This is a genomic window from Rhizobacter sp. Root1238, assembly GCF_001425825.1.
Classification (GTDB): Bacteria; Pseudomonadota; Gammaproteobacteria; order Burkholderiales; family Burkholderiaceae_C; genus Rhizobacter.
Map to the genome: position 1 here is coordinate 16,675 of NZ_LMDM01000031.1, position 21,870 is coordinate 38,544.

20 protein-coding genes and 1 tRNA gene are annotated in these 21,870 nt (G+C 65.9%); 18 read left to right on the forward strand and 3 right to left on the reverse strand.

Annotation, left to right across the window (positions count from 1 at the left end; translation table 11 throughout):
• From ASC98_RS21000 to ASC98_RS21010, 3 genes are all read right to left on the reverse strand, one after another.
• A complete protein-coding gene (locus ASC98_RS21000; protein ID WP_304433553.1) occupies positions 1 to 510 on the reverse strand; it encodes a peptidylprolyl isomerase in 510 nt (169 codons plus the stop codon).
• A gap of 68 nt (positions 511 to 578) precedes the next feature.
• On the reverse strand, positions 579 to 1,835 hold the full coding sequence (locus ASC98_RS21005) for a L,D-transpeptidase family protein (RefSeq protein WP_056808154.1): 1,257 nt from the start codon (positions 1,833 to 1,835) through the stop codon (positions 579 to 581).
• The gene (locus ASC98_RS21010) at positions 1,832 to 2,896 is read right to left on the reverse strand and encodes a tetratricopeptide repeat protein (protein ID WP_056808156.1); all 1,065 of its coding nucleotides are present in this window, start codon (positions 2,894 to 2,896) and stop codon (positions 1,832 to 1,834) included. The genes ASC98_RS21005 and ASC98_RS21010 overlap by 4 nt, the downstream gene beginning before the upstream one ends.
• Before the next feature lie 227 nt (positions 2,897 to 3,123).
• On the opposite strand from ASC98_RS21010, the gene cysS reads away from it, so the two are divergent.
• The 18 genes from cysS to ASC98_RS30720 all read left to right on the forward strand — a co-directional run bounded on the left by cysS (position 3,124) and on the right by ASC98_RS30720 (position 21,784).
• The gene (gene cysS / locus ASC98_RS21015) at positions 3,124 to 4,512 is read left to right on the forward strand and encodes a cysteine--tRNA ligase (protein WP_056808158.1); all 1,389 of its coding nucleotides are present in this window, start codon (positions 3,124 to 3,126) and stop codon (positions 4,510 to 4,512) included.
• Positions 4,513 to 4,515: 3 nt separating this feature from the next.
• Positions 4,516 to 5,157 (forward strand): DNA-3-methyladenine glycosylase, encoded by a 642-nt coding sequence (locus ASC98_RS21020; RefSeq protein WP_056808161.1) that lies wholly within the window; start codon positions 4,516 to 4,518, stop codon positions 5,155 to 5,157.
• A 66-nt stretch (positions 5,158 to 5,223) separates the two neighbouring features.
• Positions 5,224 to 6,195: an acetyl-CoA carboxylase carboxyltransferase subunit alpha gene (locus tag ASC98_RS21025; protein WP_056808163.1), complete on the forward strand. Its 972-nt coding sequence runs from the start codon at positions 5,224 to 5,226 to the stop codon at positions 6,193 to 6,195.
• A 7-nt stretch (positions 6,196 to 6,202) separates the two neighbouring features.
• Positions 6,203 to 7,510: a tRNA lysidine(34) synthetase TilS gene (gene tilS, locus ASC98_RS21030; protein WP_056808165.1), complete on the forward strand. Its 1,308-nt coding sequence runs from the start codon at positions 6,203 to 6,205 to the stop codon at positions 7,508 to 7,510.
• 71 nt (positions 7,511 to 7,581) lie between these two features.
• Positions 7,582 to 8,850 (forward strand): aspartate kinase, encoded by a 1,269-nt coding sequence (locus tag ASC98_RS21035; RefSeq protein WP_056808167.1) that lies wholly within the window; start codon positions 7,582 to 7,584, stop codon positions 8,848 to 8,850.
• 37 nt (positions 8,851 to 8,887) lie between these two features.
• Positions 8,888 to 8,980: transfer RNA gene (locus ASC98_RS21040), tRNA-Ser, on the forward strand.
• A gap of 187 nt (positions 8,981 to 9,167) precedes the next feature.
• Positions 9,168 to 10,388: a tyrosine-type recombinase/integrase gene (locus tag ASC98_RS21045; RefSeq protein ID WP_056820429.1), complete on the forward strand. Its 1,221-nt coding sequence runs from the start codon at positions 9,168 to 9,170 to the stop codon at positions 10,386 to 10,388.
• A gap of 194 nt (positions 10,389 to 10,582) precedes the next feature.
• Positions 10,583 to 10,942: a hypothetical protein gene (locus tag ASC98_RS21050; protein ID WP_056820432.1), complete on the forward strand. Its 360-nt coding sequence runs from the start codon at positions 10,583 to 10,585 to the stop codon at positions 10,940 to 10,942.
• Between the two features lie 399 nt (positions 10,943 to 11,341).
• Positions 11,342 to 11,620, forward strand: coding sequence for an AlpA family transcriptional regulator (locus tag ASC98_RS29740; protein WP_082541735.1), 279 nt, complete (start codon positions 11,342 to 11,344; stop codon positions 11,618 to 11,620).
• The gene (locus ASC98_RS21055; RefSeq protein WP_082541736.1) at positions 11,620 to 14,604 is read left to right on the forward strand and encodes a DUF927 domain-containing protein; all 2,985 of its coding nucleotides are present in this window, start codon (positions 11,620 to 11,622) and stop codon (positions 14,602 to 14,604) included. Before ASC98_RS29740 ends, ASC98_RS21055 begins: the two co-directional genes overlap by 1 nt.
• Before the next feature lies 1 nt (position 14,605).
• A complete protein-coding gene (locus ASC98_RS21060) occupies positions 14,606 to 15,133 on the forward strand; it encodes a hypothetical protein (protein ID WP_056820438.1) in 528 nt (175 codons plus the stop codon).
• A gap of 7 nt (positions 15,134 to 15,140) precedes the next feature.
• Entirely contained in the window at positions 15,141 to 17,129 is a 1,989-nt protein-coding gene (locus ASC98_RS21065; protein ID WP_082552775.1) for a ClpP-like prohead protease/major capsid protein fusion protein, read from the forward strand.
• Between the two features lie 369 nt (positions 17,130 to 17,498).
• Complete coding sequence (locus tag ASC98_RS21070; protein WP_056820441.1) at positions 17,499 to 17,678, forward strand: hypothetical protein; 180 nt, start codon at positions 17,499 to 17,501, stop codon at positions 17,676 to 17,678.
• 751 nt (positions 17,679 to 18,429) lie between these two features.
• A complete protein-coding gene (locus ASC98_RS21075; protein WP_157597802.1) occupies positions 18,430 to 19,275 on the forward strand; it encodes a hypothetical protein in 846 nt (281 codons plus the stop codon).
• A 236-nt stretch (positions 19,276 to 19,511) separates the two neighbouring features.
• Positions 19,512 to 19,973: a DUF6538 domain-containing protein gene (locus ASC98_RS32415; protein WP_369820425.1), complete on the forward strand. Its 462-nt coding sequence runs from the start codon at positions 19,512 to 19,514 to the stop codon at positions 19,971 to 19,973.
• A complete protein-coding gene (locus ASC98_RS31835) occupies positions 19,918 to 20,763 on the forward strand; it encodes a hypothetical protein (RefSeq protein WP_235581342.1) in 846 nt (281 codons plus the stop codon). The genes ASC98_RS32415 and ASC98_RS31835 overlap by 56 nt, the downstream gene beginning before the upstream one ends.
• Entirely contained in the window at positions 20,688 to 21,215 is a 528-nt protein-coding gene (locus ASC98_RS32420; protein ID WP_369820427.1) for a hypothetical protein, read from the forward strand. The genes ASC98_RS31835 and ASC98_RS32420 overlap by 76 nt, the downstream gene beginning before the upstream one ends.
• A gap of 89 nt (positions 21,216 to 21,304) precedes the next feature.
• Positions 21,305 to 21,784, forward strand: coding sequence for a DUF5343 domain-containing protein (locus ASC98_RS30720; RefSeq protein ID WP_157597803.1), 480 nt, complete (start codon positions 21,305 to 21,307; stop codon positions 21,782 to 21,784).
• The last annotated feature ends 86 nt before the right edge of the window (positions 21,785 to 21,870 follow it).

The window sequence follows — 21,870 nt, forward strand, 5'->3', positions numbered from 1 at the left end:
TTATTTCTCCAGCGTGGCTTGCTTGATGATGACGGGTTGGACCGGCACGTCCTGGTACGGTCCCTTGCTGCCGGTCTGCACGGCGCGGATCTTGTCGACAACGTCCATGCCCGAGACGACCTTGCCGAACACCGCATAGCCGTTGCCGTCGCGCGATTGCGCGGCGTTCAGGAAGGCGTTGTCCTTCACGTTGATGAAGAACTGCGAGGTGGCCGAATTCGGGTCCATCGTGCGGGCCATCGCGAGGGTGCCGCGGGTGTTGTCGAGGCCGTTGCGCGCTTCCAGCGGGATCGGCGCGCGCACCGGTTTTTCCTTCAGGTCGGGCGTCATGCCGCCGCCCTGGATCATGAAGTCGGGGATGACGCGGTGGAACACCGTGCCGTTGTAGTGCCCGTCCTTCACGTACTGCAGGAAATTGGCGGCCGACTTCGGCGCCTTCGCGGCATCGACCTCGACGACGATGTCGCCGAGCGAGGTGGCGAGCTTCACCTTCTGGGCGAATGCCGCCATGCTGCTCGTCAGGCCGGCGATGCCGACCACGCCGGCTGCCAGCAGCGGCATCCATGACTTGAGGGTTTTCACGAGATCACTCCTTCGAAGAATATTTTCCATTGTCCACTTTCCTTGCCCCAGTACTGGCGCTTCAACGGGCCGGTCAACTGGCCGCTCAGCACCTCGCCGAACGTCACGATCAGCACCTCGCCGGCGTCGCGCCACGAGAGGATCGACATCTCCTTCAACTCGGCCGTGCGCCCGCGCGTGGCCTGCAGTTCCTTGTCGACCATTTCCGACCACTGCGCGAGGTCGGCGCTGCCGCTCTGGAACTGCGGCGAGTAGAAGCTCAGCAGCTTGCGCACGTCGCCCTGCGAGCGCGCGACGCGCCACTGCTCGACCATCGCATGCGCCGCGGCGCGCTCTTGTTCGACCTGGGCGCGCGCCACCCACTCGATCTTCGGTGCGATCACGACCGGCGTGCGCCGCGGCGACACCTCGCGCAGCAGCCGCAGCAGGTCGGGGTTGGCGAGCACCACGCAGCCGTCGGTGGTCTGCGGGCCGCGCGCGAAATTGGCCGGCGGCACGCCGTGCAGCCAGATGCCGCCGCCGGTCTTGCCGCGCCGGCGGTCGTACTCGTTCGGGTAGTTCAGCGTCAGCGCGCCCGGGCCGTAGAAGTCGGCGACCTGCTGGTTGGTCAGCCGGCTGGTGATGAAGTAGGCGCCGAGCGGCGTGCGCTGGTCGCCTTGCTCCTTCTTGTCGACACCCAGGCGGCCGAGCGAGACGTAGTGGTCGGCGATCAGGTGCAGGCCCTTCGCGTCGTTCGCGAACAGGTACAGGCGGGAGCGGCTCGCGTCGACGGCGATGGCATGCCGGGTGCTCGGCGGGATGTCGGTGAAGGGGCGCGGGAGCGCATCGGCCGGCGGCCGCTCGGTGAGCGCGGCCAGCCGCAGCGTGGCCTCCTGGCGCAGCTGCGCGAGCTGGTCGGGCGACGACGCGGCCAGCTCGGGCGGCGCAGCGCCCATCGCGTCGAGCGGCTGGCGGCGGGCCAGCAGCAGGTCGCCATAGACCAGCTGCGCGAGCTGGAAGTTCGGCACGTCGCGCGTCAGCGCCTCGGCGCGTGCGAGCGCGGTGCGGGCATCGCCGTCGCGGATCAGCTGGTAGACCTCGATCAACCGTGCCTCCGGCGAGGCCGGCACCGATGGCAGGCCGCTGCGTGCCACCGCCGGCTTCAGCGCGGCAGGTGCGCGCGGTGCGGCCAGCGCCAAGCCCGCCACCCACGGCAGCGCCAGGCAGACAGGCAGCGCCGCGCGGCGGCACCACTCACGCAGGCGTCGGGTCACGAACCGGTGCTTTCCTTCTGGATCAGCCAGCGGCCGGAGACGCGCACCAGGTCGAGCCGCTTGCGACTGGACACCTTCAGCGCATCGGCGCTGTAGGCCTGGCGCGCCTGCAGGACGGCCTTGTCGCCTTGCACGCGGATGTCGAAGTCGCTCAGCGTGACGGTGATGCTGCGCTTGCCGGTGATGCGGGCGCGGCGCTCGGCCTCCCAGGCGGCGCGCGTCTTGCCGCCGTTGAAGTCAGGGGTGTAGGACGCGAAGTAGGCGTCCATGTCCTTGCGCGCCCAGGCGGCGGCCCAGGCGAGCGCGGCGGTTTGCACGTCCTTCGCGTCTTCGCTGGCGGTGGCCGGTGCCGGCGTCGCCGCCGGGGCAGGGGCCGATGCAGGCTTGGCCGCGGCGGCCGGAGCAGGCGGTGTCGCAGCCACCGGGGCCGGTGCGGGCGCAGGTGCGGGTGCGGGTGCCGGTGCGGCAGCCGGCTTCGGCGCCGCGGCAACCACCGGTGCCGGCGCGGGCGCCGGCTTGGCGGCAACCGCCACCGGCGGCTCCGAGCGCGTCATCGGCGAGAACAGGTCGCGGATCATCGCAAGCTTCGGGCTGACCTTCGCGGTGCTGCTGCCGTCGATCTGCAGCGCACGCGAATAGGCCTGGCTCGCCAGCTTCGCGTACACGTCGCCGAGGTTCTCGTAGGCGGTCGCGTAGCTCGGGTTGGTGCGGATCGCCGCTTCGAGCGAACGCCGCGCCTGGTCGTACTGGCCTTGCTTGCTGTACAGCACCGCGAGGTTGTTGTGCGGCTCGGGCAGCTCGGGGTGGTCCTCGGTCAGCTTGACGAACACCGCGATCGCGTCGTTCGACTTGCCTTGCTCCGACAGCACCAGGCCTTTCAGGAAGCGCATGCGCGCGTCCTTCGGCTTCACGGACAGGAACTGGTCGGCCTTCTGGTTCGCCTCGGCCAGCCGGCCCGCGCCCAGCAGGCCGTCGACATCGCCGTACTCGTCGGCCCGGGCGGTGCCGGTTGCAAGCGCGGCGAAGACGGCCAGGGCGACGAGCGAAAAGCGTGAAGTCATCTGGGGGCCGCGAGGTTGGTGGATGGACGACGTTGGCGGGCGCCAGCGGGGCTGAACGGTGTGCGGAAACGGCCCGCTATACTGCGAAAATTGTATAGCAGCCCCGTGGCTGCAAGCCCTTCGACCCTCGCTACACCCCGGGTGTGCGGCACCGGCCGGCGCGATGCGCCACCGGACACTGTCCGCTGGCCAGGCCCTATGAGCGGTTCCACTGCAGCACTCCGCCGATGACCCTGAGCATCTTCAACACCTTGTCGCGCCAGACCGAGGTGTTCACGCCGATAGCACCGAATCACGTCCGCATGTATGTGTGCGGCATGACGATCTACGACCTGTGCCACGTGGGCCATGCGCGCTTCATGATGGCCTTCGACGTCGCCGCACGCTGGATGCGCACGCTCGGCTACCAGGTCACGTACGTGCGCAACATCACCGACATCGACGACAAGATCATCAAGCGCGCGCTCGAACGCAACATCCCGATCCGCCAGCTCACCGACGAGATGACGGCCGCGATGCACGAAGACGTGGCCGCGCTCGGCATCCTGCCGCCCACGCACGAGCCGCGTGCGACGCAGTACGTGCCGCAGATGCTGCAGATGATCGCCACGCTCGAGCGCAAGGGCTACGCCTACCGCGCGCCGAACGGCGACGTGAACTATGCGGTGCGCAAGTTCGACGGCTACGGCAAGCTGTCGGGCAAGTCGCTCGACCAGCTGCGCGCCGGCGAGCGCGTCGCGGTGCTCGACGGCAAGGAAGACCCGCTCGACTTCGTGCTGTGGAAATCGGCCAAGCCCACCGAACCCGAGGACGCCAAGTGGGCGAGCGAATTCGGCGCCGGGCGGCCCGGCTGGCACATCGAATGCTCGGCGATGAGCTGCGCGCTGCTCGGCGAGCACTTCGACATCCACGGCGGCGGCATGGACCTGCAGTTCCCGCACCACGAGAACGAGATCGCGCAGAGCGAGGGTGCGACCGGCCGTCGCTTCGTCAACGTGTGGATGCACAACGGCTTCCTGAACGTCGTCAACGACCAGGGCGAGAACGAGAAGATGTCGAAGTCGCTCGGCAACTTCTTCACGATCCGTGACGTGCTGAAGCGCTACGACGGCGAGACGATCCGCTTCTTCATGCTGCGCACGCAGTACCGCAGCCCGCTGAACTTCGGCACCGCCAACCTCGACGACGCGCGCAACGCGCTGCGCCGGCTCTACACCGCGCTGGTCGACCTCGATGTGCCCGAGATCGCGGTCGACTGGACACAGCCGCAGGCCGCGCGCTTCCGTGCCGCGATGAACGAGGACTTCAACACGCCCGAGGCGGTGGCGGTGCTGTTCGAGCTCGCGACCGAGCTGAACAAGAGCCGCTCGCCGCAGCAGGCGGCGCTGTTCAAGGGGCTGGCCGCGACGCTCGGGCTGCTGCAGCAGAACGCGCGCAGCTACCTGCAGGCGGGCAGCCAGCTCGACGACGCTGCGATCCAGGCGCAGATCCAGGCCCGGGCCGATGCGAAGAAGGCGCGCGATTTCGCGCTCGCCGACAGCATCCGCCAGAACCTGCTGGCGCAAGGCATCGTGCTCCAGGACTCCGCGCAAGGCACGACCTGGATGAAGGCCTGATCCGTGGTGCGCTCCGTCACTCCCGAGTACTGGGACGAGGCGTGCCGGCACCTCGTCAAGCGCGACCGGGTGATGCGCAAGCTGATCCCGCAGTTCGGCGAAGGTCGGCTGCAGAGCCGCGGCGATGCCTTCACGACGCTCGCGCGTTCGATCGTCGGCCAGCAGAGTTCGGTGAAGGCCGCGCAGGCGTCGTGGGAGCGCGTGGCCGCGCTGCTCGACGGCGGCTCGCAGCGCATCCAGCCGGCCGCGGTGCTCGCCATCGAAACCGCGCAGATGCGCGAGGCCGGGTTGTCGGCGCGCAAGGTCGACTACCTGGTCGACCTGGCGCAGCACTTCGAGGCCGGCAGCGTGCACGTGCGCCAGTGGCAGCAGATGGACGACGAAGCGATCGTCGACGAGCTGGTCGCGATCCGCGGCATCAGCCGCTGGACCGCCGAGATGTTCCTGATCTTCCACCTGATCCGCCCCAACGTGCTGCCGCTGGACGACCCCGGCCTGATCAAGGGCATCAGCCACAACTACTTCAGCGGCGAGCCGGTTTCGCGGGCCGAGGCGCGCGAAGTGGGCGACGCCTGGGCGCCTTTTCGCTCGGTGGCCACATGGTACATTTGGCGCAGTCTCGACCCGCTTGCCGTGGCATATTGACGGCCCGCAAGCCAGCCCCCATCGTTGGGCCAGGGCATCCTCCTTCAAGAACAGGGATCAAGACAAATGAGCAAACGCCATTTCCTTGAATTCGAGCAACCCATTGCCGAACTCGAAACCAAGATCGAAGAGCTGCGCTACGTGCAAAGCGAATCGGCCGTCGACATCTCCGAAGAGATCGACCGCCTGGGCAAGAAGAGCCAGCAGCTCACGAAGGACGTCTATGCGAGCCTGACGCCGTGGCAGGTGACGCAGATCGCCCGCCATCCGCAGCGTCCCTACACGCTGGACTACATCAGCGAGATCTTCACCGACTTTCAAGAGCTGAAGGGCGACCGCGGGTTCGCGGACGACCAGTCGATCGTCGGTGGCCTCGCGCGCTTCAACGGCCAGGCCTGCATGGTGGTGGGCCACCAGAAGGGTCGCGACACCAAGGAGCGCGCCGCGCGCAACTTCGGCATGTCGCGCCCCGAGGGCTATCGCAAGGCGCTGCGCCTGATGAAGCTGGCCGAGAAATTCGGCCTGCCGGTGTTCACGCTGGTCGACACGCCGGGGGCCTATCCGGGCATCGGCGCCGAAGAGCGCGGGCAATCCGAAGCGATCGGCCGCAACATCTTCGAGATGGCGCAGCTCGAGGTGCCGATCATCTCGACCATCATCGGCGAAGGCGGCTCCGGCGGCGCGCTGGCGATCAGCGTCGGCGACCAGGTGCTGATGCTGCAGTACTCGGTGTACTCGGTGATCTCGCCGGAAGGCTGTGCGTCGATCCTGTGGAAGACGTCGGAGCGTGCCTCCGACGCCGCCGAAGCGCTGGGCATCACCGCCCATCGGTTGAAGGCGCTGGGGCTGGTCGACAAGATCGTCAACGAGCCGGTCGGTGGCGCACACCGCGACACCAAGCAGATGGCCTCGTTCCTGAAGCGCGCGCTGAACGACGCACTGCGCCAGGTCAGCGACCTGAAGCCGAAGGAACTGCTGCAGCGCCGCTACGAGCGCCTGCGCGCCTACGGCCGCTTCAGCGACACCAAGGACCACTGACACCGCCGTGGCGCCGAAGCGCGTCGCGGTGGCCTACAGCGCGGGCCGCGACTCGACGGCGCTGCTGCATGCCACGCTGCATGCGGCGCTGGGCAGCGACGTCGAGGTGCTGGCGCTGCACGTCCACCATGGACTGAGCCCGCACGCCGATGCGTGGCTGGCGCATGGCCGGCAACAATGCGCGCGCTGGGCGCGCCGCGGCCTGCCGGTGCGCTTCGTCGACCACCGCCTGAGCGACGCGCCGCGCGGCGGCGACAGCATCGAGGCCTGGGCGAGGCAGGCGCGCTACGACGCACTGCGCACGATGGCGCTCGCCGAGCAGGCGGGCATCGTGCTGCTGGCCCACCACCGGCGCGACCAGGCCGAGACGCTGCTGCTGCAGGCCTTGCGCGGCGGCGGCGCCGCCGGGCTGGCCGGGATGCCGCGCCGCATCGAGCGCGACGGCGTGGTCTGGGAACGGCCGTGGCTCGACACCCCGCGCGAGGCCATCGAGGCCTATGTGCGCCGGCACCGGTTGCGCTTCATCGACGACGACAGCAATGCCGACGAGCGCTTCGCCCGCAACCGGCTGCGGCTTGCCGTGTGGCCGGCGCTGATCGGCGCCTTTCCGCAGGCCGAGGCATCGCTCGCCCAATCGGCGCGCTGGGCACAGCAGGCCGCGGCCGCGCTCGACGAACTGGCGGCGATCGACCTCGCGCGCGTGGCCGATGCGCGGGGACTGATCGTGGGCGAATGGCGCACGCTGAGCGACGCGAGGCAGTCGAACGCGCTGCGGGCCTGGCTTGCATCGATCGACCAGCCGGCGCCCGCCAGCCTCGTGCTGCGGCTGCAGCACGAACTGGGCGGGCAGGGCGCCTGGCCGGCCGTCGGCGGTGAGTTGCGGGCGCACCGGGGGCGCCTTGCCTTCGTCGCATCGCAGGTGCCACGCGCTGAATCGCTCGAATCACCCGAGCGCGAGTCGACGCTGAGCGTGCGGCGCGCCGGCCGCCACGCATTGCCGGGCTGGGGCGGCGAACTCGTCGTGACCCGCGTGAAGCGCGACGGCATTCCGCTCGCGTGGCTGGGCGCGCTGGCGCTGCGCGCGCGCGAGGGCGGCGAACGGTTCCAGGCCGGGCTGGGCCGCCCGCCGCGCAGCCTGAAGAAGCAGTACCAGGCCGCGGAGGTGCCGGCGTGGGAGCGCGACGGTCCGCTGGTGTACAGCGGCGGGCAGCTGCTGTTCGTGCCGGGGCTCGGCATCGACGCCCGCGCGATCGGGTTGCCGGGGCAGCCGCAGGTGAGCCTGGCGTGGCGGCGCGCGGCCGTGTCGGACGCCTGATTCCGCGCGGTTAAAATGCCCGGTTGCGATCGACTCGCGACCCTTTTCTCCACTCGCGGCAAGACCCTTTCATGGCACTCATCGTTCACAAGTACGGCGGCACCTCCATGGGCAGCACGGAGCGCATTCGCAATGTCGCGAAACGCGTTGCGAAATGGGCCCGCGCCGGCCACCAGATGGTGGTCGTTCCTTCGGCGATGAGCGGCGAGACCAACCGCCTGCTCGGCCTGGCCAAGGAGCTGTCGCCGGCGTCGCCGACCACCGCCGTCGACCGCGAGCTCGACATGATCGCGTCGACCGGCGAGCAGGTCTCGGTCGGGCTGCTGTCGATCGCGCTGCAGGCCGAGGGCATGCAGGCCGTCAGCTATGCCGGCTGGCAGGTGCCGGTGCAGACCGACAGCTCGTACACGAAGGCGCGCATCCAGAGCATCGACGACGCCCGCGTGCGCGCCGACCTGGCGCAGGGCAAGGTGGTGGTCATCACCGGCTTCCAGGGCATCGATGGCGACGGCCACATCACGACGCTGGGCCGTGGCGGCTCGGACACGTCGGCGGTGGCGGTGGCGGCCGCGATGAAGGCCGACGAATGCCTGATCTACACCGACGTCGACGGCGTCTACACGACCGACCCGCGCATCGTTCCCGATGCGCGCCGTCTGCACACCATCAGCTTCGAAGAGATGCTCGAGATGGCGAGCCTCGGCTCCAAGGTGCTGCAGATCCGCTCGGTGGAATTTGCCGGCAAGTACCGCGTGCCGCTGCGCGTGCTGTCGAGCTTCACGCCGTGGGACATCGACATCGCCGAGGAAGCGCGCTCGGGCACCCTGATCACCTTTGAGGAAGACGAGAAAATGGAACAAGCCGTTGTGTCGGGCATCGCATTCAACCGCGACGAGGCCAAGATCACCGTGATGGGCGTGCCCGACAAGCCGGGCATCGCGTACCAGATCCTGGGCCCGGTGGCCGACGCGAACATCGACGTCGACGTGATCATCCAGAACATCTCGCACGAGGGGAAGACCGACTTCTCGTTCACCGTGCACCGCAACGACTACACGCGCACGATGGAGCTGCTGAAGAACACCGTGCTGCCGCAGACCGGCGCGGCGCAGGTGATGGGCGACACCAAGATCTGCAAGGTGAGCATCGTCGGCATCGGCATGCGTTCGCACGTGGGCGTGGCGAGCAAGATGTTCCGCTGCCTGAGCGAGGAGGGCATCAACATCCAGATGATCACCACGAGCGAGATCAAGACCAGCGTCGTGATCGACGAGAAGTACATGGAGCTGGCGGTGCGTTCGCTGCACAAGGCTTTCGACCTGGAACAGCCCGCCGCCTGAAATCGCCAAAACTGCGGCTAGAATCGCAGTCTTCGCCGGAGTCGTGACCGAGTGGCCGAAGGTGCTCCCCTGCTAAGGGAGTATGTGGGCAAAACCTGCATCGAGGGTTCGAATCCCTCCGACTCCGCCAGGATAGTGTTCGGCGAAATTCGCTGAAAGCCGTGAAAGCCCCGCCAAACCTAGGTTTGCGGGGCTTTTTTGTTTCGTCGGTGTTCGCTGAGCTTCGTTGACAGCCAGGCCGTCCCAGGGGAATCATTCGGGGCACAAAACAGGTTGTGCCCCTGGCACAGCTCCAAATTCCCCGATTCCCCTCTCTCATGCCTCTGACCGACCTAGCCTGCAAGAAAGCCACCTGTCCCGACACCAAGGCCCGCGAGCGCTACACCGACTCCGGTGGCCTCTACCTGGAAGTCCTCCCGAGCGGATCGAAGTACTGGCGTTGGAAGTACTACTTCGCCGGCAAGGAAAAACGCCTTGCCCTTGGAACCTATCCCGATGTCTCGTTGGTGCAAGCCCGCCTCGACCGCGACAAGGCCCGCGGTGCCCTGAAGGAAGGCGACGACCCGGTTCAACTGCGGAAGGACGCGAAGGCGGCCCGCCGTGTGGCCATTGGCACCTCATTCGAGGTGGTGGCCATGAGCTGGTGGGAACACTGGCGCGGCACCCGCAGCCCGCGGCACGCCGACTACGTTTTACGGCGCCTGCAGCTCGATGTGTTCCCCGAGCTGGGGCGCAAGCCGGTTGCCGACATCCTCGCTCCGCACATCCTTGCCATGGCGAAGAAGATCGAGGCCCGAGGCGCTCTCGACATTGCAAAACGCTGCTATCAGACCTGCGGCCAGGTGTTTCGCTATGCGATCGCTCACGGCCTGGCCCTCCGCAACCCATGTGCCGACGTGAAGCCGTCGGACGCCCTCAAGCCGCGCCAGGTCGAGAACTTCGCTCGGCTTCACCTGCGGGACGTGCCGGAGTTGCTTCTCAAGATCGACGCGTACCAAGGTTCGGCATATACGCGCCTGGCCATGAAGTTGATGACGCTGACGTTCGTGCGTACCACTGAGCTGGTCGAGGTGACGTGGGACGAGATCGACCTGGAACGCGCTGAGTGGCGCATTCCCGCCGAGCGCATGAAGATGCGCTTCCCGCACATCGTGCCGCTGTCTCGTCAGGCTATCGAAGTCATCCGCACACTGGAACAGCTTCGCAACCGAAGCCCGTACGTGTTCCCTGGCGAGCGCGACCACGAGAAGCCAATGAGCAATAACACGATCCTGACCGCGCTCAAGCGGATGGGGTACGCGGGGCGGATGACCGGTCATGGCTTCCGAAGCATCGCCTCCACCGCGCTCAGCGAATGGAAGTTTCCGGAAAAGATCGTTGAGCCGCAGCTGGCGCACATGAAGCGCAATCAGGTGGCTGCGATCTACAACACGGCGGAGTACCTCACAGAGCGAGCCGAAATGATGCAGTGGTACGCCGATTACATCGATTCAATCCGCCAAGGCGGACCCGTGCTGCCCGTCAAAAAGGCAGCGTAAAAGCGGAAAGGCCAGGTGCGTCAACACCCGGCCTCTCCTAACCACAACCCACCTGCTTCAGAGGTGAATATGGCTATTTCGAATGATAGCGGCGCAAGCTTGCGCCGCAATGATTGGTTCTCGGGCGCCCTGCCCGGCGTGCACCGGTTCTGCCTGGTGCATGACGTTCGTCACTCCGCACGGGAGGCCTGACGATGGAACCGTATATCAAGACCCAGCGGCTGTACATGAAGGCGGCCGAGCAGACCAAGTTGCCAGGGATGGCAGTGATGAAGTTCGCCGAGCTGGTGAACGAGGTCGCGAGCGGCATGCAGGTGCTTTTCTCGATTCGCGAAACGATGTACCTGGACACCACCGTCCACGAGCAGCCATACGCGCCGCTGCTGTCAGAGCACGACGTGCAGGCGCTCGATCGCATGGCCCGTGCGTCGCTGGAAATGCTCACGAATGAGAGCGTGCAGCTCATGGACTGGGCCTACGACCACCACACCACCGAGGGCGTGGAGCGACGCCGATTGCACCGACAGCAAATGCCAAAGGGCGGCGGCGCGTGATTTCCGCTGCGGACATGCGGACAAACGACGCAAGACCGCTGCAAGCCGCATGAATGCTGGGTTTGCGGCCCGGAAAGGACTGCGGACAAAGGTGCGGACAAAGTGAGGACAGTGCGGACAAGTCCTCTCTATCTCTTCTCTTTGTTCTCCAGCTTTGTCCTTTCCAGGTCAGCCCTGGCAATGAAATTGTCTCGTCTTGGTGTCTACAGATGAGACAGCGATTTGCATCAAATGGCGTCAGCAGTTTTCAGCCCTGACCGAAGCAATTCGCCTGAACGGTAGCGACTGGCGCCGCAACAAGAAAGCGGGCAGCACCGCAGGTGAATTGCGCCTGGTCGAGCAAAGCGCGCGCACGTCGAGCGACGTGTGGCCATGTCTCCACCTCAATCCATACGAACCATGAACGCAACCGCACAACGTATTCCGGGCACTGCAGGCGAGCGCCTGTTGAGGAAGCCCGAGGTCCTGGCCAAGGTTGGCCTGGGGACCACCAGTCTGTATGCACGAATCAAGGAAGGCCGATTCCCTGCGCCGATCTCGCTCGGCGGGAGCTGCGGCGGCGGCCGAGGCCTCGGAAGGGCTGTCGGCTGGCTCGAGTCGGAGGTCGAAAGTTGGATCGCTGATCGCATCGCCGAGTCCCGTGGCCAACAAGCCGGACCGAGGGAGGCGCAGCGCTGATGACTGAACGCACCCCGAGAAAGTTCACCCCGCGCCGTGTCGACGTGGCGGTCATCCGCAGCGCCCTGTCGTTCCTCTCGGCCGACATCGGCCACGACGAGCGCGCACGCATTGCGTTCGCGGTCTACGACGGCGTCGGCGATGCCGGCGAGGACGCCTGGATGGCGTGGGCCGAGCAGCGGCCAACACCCGATGCCGCCGAGGACCGCGCGACCTGGCGCAGTGCGAAGAAGCCCGGCAAGGTGAAGGTGGGCACGCTGTTCGGCCTGGCCAAGAAACGCGGCTTCACCTTCCCGGCCGACGACACGCCGCCCGAGCTGCGGCCGACGCCCGCCCAGCTCGAAGCCGAGGAACAGGAGAGGGCGGCAGCGCGCGCCCTGCAGGAGGCGCAGTACAGAGAGCGGGCGGACCGCGCAGCGGTCGAGGCGAGGCGCCTGTGGGACGCCGCGAGCGTCGAGGGACACAGCCCGTACCTGGTGCACAAGCGCGTGGGCGCGCACGGCGTGCGCTTCCAGCGTGACGGCACGATGCTGGTTCCGCTGCGCAACGCGCCGGGCGAGCTGCTGAACGTCCAGCGCATCGCACCGACCAAGCCCTCGAAGGAACAGGAGGACAAAGGCACGGGCGAGAAGATGCTTCTGCCAAGCGGGCGCAAGTCCGGGCTGTTCCACTGGATCGGCCAGAGGACGGTGCAGACGCCTGTACTGCTGCTGGCCGAGGGCTACGCGACGGCCGCCAGCCTGCACGAGGCCACGGGCTATCCGGTGGTGGTCGGATTCGATGCCGGCAACCTGAAGCCGGTTGCGGTCGCGCTGCGCTCGATGTTCCCGAAAGCGCGCATCCTGGTGTGCGGCGACGATGACGTGCAGACCGAGGCTCGCACTGGTAAAAATCCTGGGCGCAAAGGGGCCTCCGCCGCCGCCCAATCCGCTGCCGCGGACGGCCTGCCGGCGTTGACGGCATTCCCTGAGGGACTGCCCGAGGCCAAGGGCCTGAAGGACTTCAACGACCTGGCCGTGCACGCCGGCCTGCCGGCTGTTGCTGCCATCGTCGAGGCGGCACTGCAGCAGGAGGCGCCGGCCGCTCCGGCCGCGCCTGCAGCTCCTGTCACGGTGGCCGAGGTGCTTGCTGCGTCAGAGGTGCCGGACGACGAGCCCGAGGAAGAAGAGGCAGAGGCAGAGCCCGAGGCCGAGCCTGTGAAGGCACCGAGCCCCGACCGCTTCAGCCTGACGGCGAAGGGCGTGTGGTACATCGCTCGCGACAAAGAGGGCAACGAGAAGCGGCCGGCGTGGGTCTGCTCGCGCCTGGTCGTCGCAGCGCTCACGCGCACTGACGACGGGAACGGCTGGGGCTACCTCGTGCACTTCGCCGACCCGGACGGCAACGCGAAGTCATGGGCCATGCCGTCCAGCATGCTCGGCGGGGATGGCAACGAGTGGCTGTGCCGCTTGCGCGACATGGGCCTGGAGGTGTCGCCGGCCCAAGGCACTCGCGCACGGATCGTGCAGTACATCGACTCGCGCCGGCCTGCGGAGCGAGTGACCTGCACCGACCGGGTGGGCTGGCATGACGGCGTGTACGTGCTGCCCAGCGAATGCATCGGCGAGACGGAAGGCCGCCGCTACGTCTTCCAGAGCGAGGCGGGGATGGACGACACCTACCGCAGCGAAGGCTCGTTGGCGCGGTGGCGGGCCAATGTCTCGGAGCCTTGCATCGGCAACTCGCGTCTGATCTTCGCGCTGTGCTGCGCGTTTGCCGGGCCGATGGCACGTCTGGCCGAGATGGAGAGCGGTGGCTTCCACCTGCGCGGCGACTCCAGCATGGGCAAGACGACCGCGCTGCGCCTGGCTGCGAGCGTTTGGGGACGGCCGAGCTACATGCAGCGCTGGCGCACCACCGACAACGCGCTGGAGGCCACCGCGGTGCAGCACTGCGACAGCACGCTGATCCTCGACGAGTTCGGCCAGCTCGACCCGGACGTGGCGGGGGAGGTCGCCTACATGCTGGCCAACGATCAGGAGAAGGGCCGCGCGACGCGCAACGGCTTCGCACGCAAGCGGCGCACCTGGCGATTGCTGTTCCTGTCCTCGGGTGAGGTGTCGCTCGCGCAGCACATGGCATCAGCCTCGAAGACGCCGCGCGCGGGGCAAGAGGTGCGCATGCTCGACATCCCGCTGGACGCCGGCAAGGGCATGGGCGGGATCGAAGAGCTGCACGACTTCAGCGGGCCGGCCGTCATGGCGGATGAGCTCGTGACCGCTGCGGCGAAGAGCTATGGCCAGGCTGGGCGCACCTGGCTGGAATGGGCCTGCAAGCACTACGAAGAACTGCCCGCGCGCCTGGCGGAAATGATCCGACGCTACCGCGACGACTTCGTGCCCGAGGAAGCGGGCGAGCAGGTGCGCCGAGCCGGCGCGCGATTCGCCTTGGTCGCTGCTGCCGGCGAGCTGGCCACAGAGGCGGGCATCACCGGATGGCCAAAGGGCGAGGCTCACCGGGCGTTGAGCCGTTGCTTCAATGCATGGCTCGAGTCGCGTGGCCACGCCGGCAACGGTGAGGACCAAGCGATGTGCCGCCAGGTGCGCCGCTTCATGGAACTGCATGGCGCGGCCCGCTTCACCTGGTGGAATCGTGCGGCCGACGATCACTCGCCGAACACGCTGATGCGCGCAGGCTTCCGGCGACTGGTCGATGCGGCTGGCAAGCCCATTCGCACGAACTCGGACCATCAACGCGAGTTCGGCGAACGCATGCAGCCCGCGGACGGTGAAGGCACGTCCGTTGAGTTCTTCGTGTTGCCGGAAGTGTTCCGCGGCGAGGTCTGTGCGGGCTACGACTACCGCGCTGTCTGTCGCGTGCTGCTGCAGCGCGGACACCTCGAACCGGGCCATGGCGGTCGCTTCGATCGCAAGGAACGCTTGCCCGGCATCGGGTCGAGCACCTGCTATCGGCTGAAGGCCTCGATCTTCGCGGAGGGCCACTGACATGCACATCGCAACTTACGGGGGGATGCCCGAGGTCGACGGCATCGAGATGATGGGCGAGATGCTTGCGCACGTGAAGTACGGCGTTCCTCTCTCTCCTCAAAGTGCGTACCGGTGGGAGCACGTCATCGTCACGTCCGTGCGGCGCGGTGAGCCGCTCGACACGACGCTGGGCCTGGCGGTGGCGGGCCGTCGCACGGTGCAAAGGCGCCTGCTGCACATGCGTCGCGATGAGCAGCTCATGCATGCGGTTGCGACCGTGTTGCCCGACCCTGCGCTGTCGACCTGGGCGCGATGCATGGAGCTGGCGCCGCGGCTGCGCACTTTCGTCGACCGTGAATGGCCCGCAGTGCGCACGCAAGCCGATCCGCGGGACGACTGGCCCGCCTGGAAAGCGCACCTGTTCCGCGCGATGCAGCAGGACCTTGCGTTGCCGCACTCGGCACGTGGCCTCTATGACGTCGTGCAGCGAGCGCAGGGCTATTCCACACAGAAGCCCGGCACGAAACTGCTCTCACAACAACTTTGAAATCACCATGCAAACGATCCACATCTTTGGCGAAATCGGTACCGAAGTGACTGCGGATTTCATCCGTCAGGAACTGGACCTCTTCAAGGACCAGCCCGTGCTGGTGCGCATCAACTCGGAAGGCGGCGCCGTGTACGACGGCATCGCGATCTATGAGTTGCTGCGCGCTCATCCGTCGCACGTCACGGTCGAGATCACCGGCTGGGCGCTGTCTATTGCCAGCGTCATCGCGATGGGTGGTCGCAAGGTCATCATCGCGCCGTCCGGCCTGATGATGGTCCACAACCCGTGGAGCACCACCAGTGGCAACGCGACCGACCTGCGTCGCACGGCCGACAAGCTCGACCTGGTGCGTGACACGCTCATCACGGCCTATCGGCGCACCGGCCAGGCCGACGACAAGCTGCGAGCCTGGCTCGATGCGGAGACCTGGTTCGACGCCGAGCAAGCGAAGGCGGCCGGCCTGGTCGACGAGATCGCCGACGACTCCTACGACGAGCGGCCCTCCAACGCGCGTGCCTGCGCCTTCTCCATTCCGGACAAGTACAAGCTGCGCCGACCTGCGCTCGCCAATCTGCACCTGCCGCCCCAAAGCCGGCATACGGTCACCCGAGCACCCGAGTCGGCCCCGCTCGCGTCCGCTGCCGGCGCCCCCGTCAGTGACTATGCCCTGTCGATTCGCAACGAAGCGGACACAGCCCGGATCGTGGACATGTTCGAGCGACATATTCTCAGAGCGCCGGACAGCGCGGGCGAGATGGGCAAGTTGATGTTCCAGTGCCTGGCCAACAAGCGGATGACACCAGCCGAGGCGGGCGAGCGCATCCTGAACAAGATGGGCGAGGGCGCGTTCTCGGTCGGCGCAATGGCGTACGTGGACGACCGCGGGCAGACCGTGTGGGCAGGTTCCAGCAGCAGCGGCCCCAGCACGATGCACGAATTCAAGGCCGCTGCCTCTGACGTGCTGCTGGCGCGCGCAGGCGTGCCGGTGGAGAACCCGCACCCGGCCTCGCGTGACCTGCAGCGCCTGACGATGCTCGCGATGGCAGAGAAGGTGCTCTCGATGGCGGGCATCTCGACGTACCGCAAGAGCCAGAACGAGATCATCAAGGCCGCCATGAGCACCTCGGACTTCCCCGAGCTGCTGGCCAACACGACGGGCCGCGCGCTGCGTGCCGGCTACGAGAACGCGCAGGCCACGCACGCGGTGTGGACCGCCGAGCGCGAGGTGCCGGACTTCAAGCCGCAAACCCTGGTGTCGCTGTCCGAGGCGCCGGGCCTGGACAAGGTGCTGGAGCTGGCCAACTACACCTACGGCAGCTTCGCCGAGTCGGCCGAATCGTTCCGCATCGAGACCTTCGGAAAGATCGTCAAGATCTCGCGTCAGGCGCTCATCAATGACGACCTGGACGCCTTCACGCGCATCCCGCAGGCCTACGGTGCTTCCGCGCGCCGCCTCGAAGCCGACAGCGTGTATGCCAAGCTGACGGGCAGCACGCGACTGCGCGATGATCTGCCGCTGTTCCACGCGAAGCATGGCAACCTGGCCGTCGCAGGTGCCGCGCTGTCTGCCGAGACGCTGGGCATTGCACGGGCCGCCATGCGCAAGCAGAAGGGACTGCAGGGGCTGGGGTACTTCGATCCGCAACCGCGCTTCCTGATCGTGCCGGTGTCGCTGGAGACGAAGGCAGAGCAGCTGCTGGCCAGCCTGGTCGATCCGGGCATGGCGAACAACACTGGCAACCCGGAGTGGATTCGTCGCCTGGTGCTGGTCTCCGATCCGCGCCTCGATGAAGTCTCCGAAGCGGCGTGGTACCTCGCTGCGGACCCGACCCAGCACGACACCATCGTGCGCGCCTACCTGGCCGGCGAGCCGCGCCCGTACCTCGAAGAAGACGAGGAATTCGAGCGCGACGCCGTGGCACACAAGTGCCGGCTGGACTTCGGTGTGGGCGTGATCGACTACCGCGGGCTGTACAAGAACCCGGGCAAGTAAAGAGGCAAGACAGGCGGCGGGCGAGAAGTTGGCCATAGCCCGCGGCCTGAGCGTTCGGCNCTGCAGTCCACGAACTAAGTGCCGGCTGGACTTCGGTGTGGGCGTGATCGACTACCGCGGGCTGTACAAGAACCCGGGCAAGTAAAGAGGCAAGACAGGCGGCGGGCGAGAAGTTGGCCATAGCCCGCGGCCTGAGCGTTCGGCGGCACGAACGCGGTTTCCAGGGAACATGGCTGACACCCTCTGAGACGGTGACCGGAAGCACCCCTCAGAACGCGCACCAGGGACGCGAGAATGCAGCGAGGTGCGTAGCAGGGAGCCTGTCCTTCGGGGCGGCTCCCTGCGCCTTTTCAATGACATGGAGCCTCAATGCATTTCGAGAACATCAACGAAGTTTGCGAGCTGGACAGTGAGCACGAAGTGAACCTGTACCTGAACGCCGGCTGGCTGCTGCTGAACACCGTCGCGAAGCGCGATGGCGATCGCAGCTGGTTCGAATACTGCCTGGGTTGGCCGAACGAGCTACCGGGCTGGCATCCGGGAATCTAGATCCAGCTCGATGGCGAGTGTGCAAGCGGCCCCATGCGGGCCGCTTTGCTTTGTCCATCACGCTTTGACCTGCATGCCTTCATCCTCATGCCTTGAGGGCCGCAGGCCTTCTACCGCTCGCCCGCGTAAGGGCGGGGGGCGCAGCTCCTTTCGCGCCGCTGTGGCTCCGATTCACGCCTCGCGGCTGACGCCGGGTGCTCCAGAGAAGAACAGGTTGCCCGCGGGTTCGATGCGGTCTGTCCGCAGGATTTGTCCGCATGTCCGCAGTCCATGAGCCTCTGTCCGCAGTGCCACTGCGGACACGCAAACCCAGCATCCATGCGGGCTAGCGGCCCATTTTGGCGTTTGTCCGCATGTCCGCAGAGATTTTGAGAAGGGGAAGGCGTTGGCCAGTGCGAGCGCCACATGTCGCCGGACTTCGACGGTCCGCCGTCCGCGGCGTCCACAGCCTTTGGCGGACTGTCCGCGGCCCCGTCGCGGACACGCAAACCTAGCATCCATGCGGGCTGGCGGCCGATTCGAGGGCTCGTCCGCACGTCCGCAGCGAAAAGGGTAGAGGGGGCGATTGGCACCCCACCCCCCCTGTTGGGTCCTCCCTGGGGAACCCCGATCAAGGGTAATTCGAACCCCGATCGCTATCTAGTTGCTGAGCGCGCTTAAGGGGGTTATACCGGTTGGGCTAATTGGCTACGCGCCTGCAAAATCGAGTAACGCGACGCTGAGGGGCGTCAATACAACGTGGGAGGTCACCTTGCCGTACTCTGCTACCGTATTTCATGTCTTGATAGCGTCTCCTTCGGACGTGCCAAACGAGCGGCAGGCAATTGCCGACGGACTGCACGACTGGAACGCACTGAACTCGCAGGAGAAGGGATACGTCCTGCTCCCAGTCAAGTGGGAGTCGCATAGCGCGCCTGCTATGGGCGACCGACCGCAGGCGATCATCAACGATCAAGTCGTTCGGAACTGCGACATGTTGATCGGAGCTTTCTGGACTCGCCTTGGTTCACCGACCGGCCTGGAAGAGAGTGGCACTGTTGAGGAGATCCGCTGGTTCCTGAAGCAAAACAAGCCAGTGATGCTCTATTACTCCAAGCAGCCGGTCGATCTAGATGTCATCGACACGCAGCAGCTGGAAAAGCTCAAGGACTTCAAAAAGTCCATTCGGGACAAAGGCATTCAGGATCAGTATTCGTCGATTGACGATCTGAAGCAAAAGCTGTCCCGCCATCTCACCATCGTGATGCGGGATCTGTCGGTGAACCCCGTGGTCGATGCGCGAATCGTGAGAGCGGCCAAAGAGTCGACGCGCGAGGACGACCATGACGTCGATGTGCCCGAGCCGGCTGCCAAGAAGGCCCCGGCGAAAAAAGCCAAGGCCAAGGCTGCCGAAGAGGTGTGGCTGGAGGAGTACACCGATCGGGCATTTGTGGTGAAGGGCGACACCAAGGAATTTGCAGAAGAGCTCAAAGAGCTGGGCGGGAAGTGGATTCCGCTGAAGACCGGCGGGAAGGGGTGGATGTTCTCCAAGCGATGGCTGACGGAAGCGGCCGAGGTGGTGGGAGTGAAGCCCAAGCTGAGGGCTAAGCCCGACTGACAGCCGTTGGTTAGGGGAACCATTCGGGGACTGTTTTTGAGTCGATAGGCCTCGGACGCAGTATTGGCGCCATTTCCGAAGAATATTCGGACGCCTCCGACTCCGCCAAGGACCCCTGGCCGGTTTTCTAAGTAGGTGATCTACAAGGAAAACCGCGCCAACCTTGGCTTCCAACTGATCCCCGTCTTTCCGAGTGTGACCCCGAGGTGTGACCCCTGGGGCCGATAATCTGGAACATGGCGGTGCGTCAACAAACCAATCTAGTTCAACGCGGCAAGTCCTTCTACTTCCACAAGAAGGTCCCTCAAGACCTCCGCGACCACTACGGTTGCGAATCCCTCCGCAAGAACCTCCGACAGTTCTCCGCGCTCGCTGAAGCCAAGCGGGAGGCCGCGCGGCTGGCCGCTGCTTACGAAGTCGAGGTCACCTCGTTGCGGGGCAAGCGTGGCACTCCGCCATCGCCCCTGACCATCGACCTCATCCCGTCGCTTGTTGAGAAGTACGAGGCGATGCAGCTTGCGGGCGACGACGTCTGGCGTGGACGCGGCCTTTCCGACGACGAGTTCCATGGCATGCAGGAGGCGCTGGCTGTCCAGCTTCCAGAGCCTTCGTTCCGCGTATGCGAGAGGCAACGTGACGTTGATGGCCGACAGCATTCGCGATTTCCTCGTCACAGCGCACGTCGATGCCACCGGTAATCCCGAAGCGGCCCGCCTGCTTGCGCGGGAGCTGTTGAAGGCACGGATACGGGTGATCACAGTGCTTGAGTCCCGCAACCGAGGCGAGCCAACCGACACCCCGCCATCGCCCTTGGCAGATGCGATCCGTCTGGCCTTTGACGATGGGGAGCCGGAGCAGATGGAGGAGGCGGTGTCGCTGGCACTGCGGCCGAGCAACCCGATGTCCGTGGTGCAGCCTCGCCAACGTGGGGGTCGTTCACCTCGCCTGCAGGATGTGGTGGACTACTGGAAGCAGACGGGGAACAAGACCCACAGGTCGTCCGCAGCGGCTGACACGCTGGTCAAGGAGTTCACATCGCTGCACGGGGACCTGCCCCTTGAGGCCATCGGCAAGGCCCACTTCGTGGCGCTTCGGGATGCGATGCTCAAGCGAGTCAAGCCGGCGACCGTGCAGGCCCGGTTCAACCTGCTCAAGGCGGCCTTCACGGTGTGCCGTCAGGACGACCAACTGGGTATCGTGCAGAACCCGATTGAAGACGTGCGCATCCGGAACGTCGACGGCGGGGAGAAGTCTCGCGATGCTTTCACGGCAGAGCAACTCCAGTTGATCTTCGACAGCGAGGTCTTCACACAGGGCAGTCGTCCGGACGGCGGGAAGGGGACGTCGCCTTCTGGGTGCCCATCATCGCGCTATGCACCGGGGCTCGCCTCGATGAGATTCTCTCGCTGCGCCTGGACGGGCTCTACTCATGGGAAGGCATCCCCGTCTTCCACTTCCGGCACCGCCCCGAGCTTGGGCAGCATCTGAAAGGCCGAGCGAAGAACAACAGGCGAGTGCCGGTGCATCACGAGTTGCTTCGACTGGGTCTGTTCGACCATCTTGCGCGTGTGTCCTCAGAAGGGCCGTGGCTGTTCCCTGGCATCGACCGCGCCCAGAAGCGCCGGACCCACAGTGCTGCATGGGGCGCTTGGTTCGGGCGCTATCTCGACCGCGTTGGCATCACGTCCACCAAGCTCACCTTCCACAGCTTCCGGCACACGTTCAAGCACTTCGCTCGGGCTTCCGGGCTTCCTGAGGACCACCAGGACGCCATGACAGGGCACACCACGGCGGAGGTTGCACGTCGATACGGCAGCGCCGATGGGTATCCCGTTGGGGCGCTTAAGGCCTCGATGGAGAGACTGGTGTTTGGCAACCTGGACCTCGGCGGCCTGACGAACGCATCAGCGTCCCCGCTCCAACAAGGAACTGCTGGATAACCTACGGCAAAGAGCGAGCGTTCCACAGCCGGACCGCCGGCCAACTCTGGGCTACCATCGGTATCACTTGCAACTCGACAGGAAGCAAAGTGGCAAATCTTCCCTATATGTACAGCCCGGGGACCGTCAAAACCGTTTTGGACAAAATTCGATCTGCTGCTACTCCGCCGCGAGTTACCACGGATTTCGTCAACACCGTGCTGCAGATCAAAGGCGGCACCGGTGGCACCGTGACGCCCTTCCTCAAGAAAATCGGGTTCGTTGCCTCAGACGGCACTCCGACCGACATCTACAAGCGATTTCGCAATCCCAACTCAGCAGGGCGAGCAATGGCAGATGCCATAAGGTTGGGATACCAAGAGCTCCTAAAAGCGAATGAGTACTTCTATAAGCTAGACGACAAGGCCTTGCTCGCGTTGATCGTTCAGGTTACGGGGGTGGAAACAGACAATCGAGCAGCGGCGCTGACGCTAGCCTCGCTAAAAAGTTTGAAGAGTTATGCCGACTTCGACGCCAACGATTTGAAAACGGATCGGGAAGACGGGGGCGGCACCTTAGGGATGTGCTGATCAATTCAATTTCTGGAGCCGACAGCTTCTCTGCGAACACCGGTGCACCGCGGCGAGCGCGAGTTTCCGCGGGTTTTGAACGATTG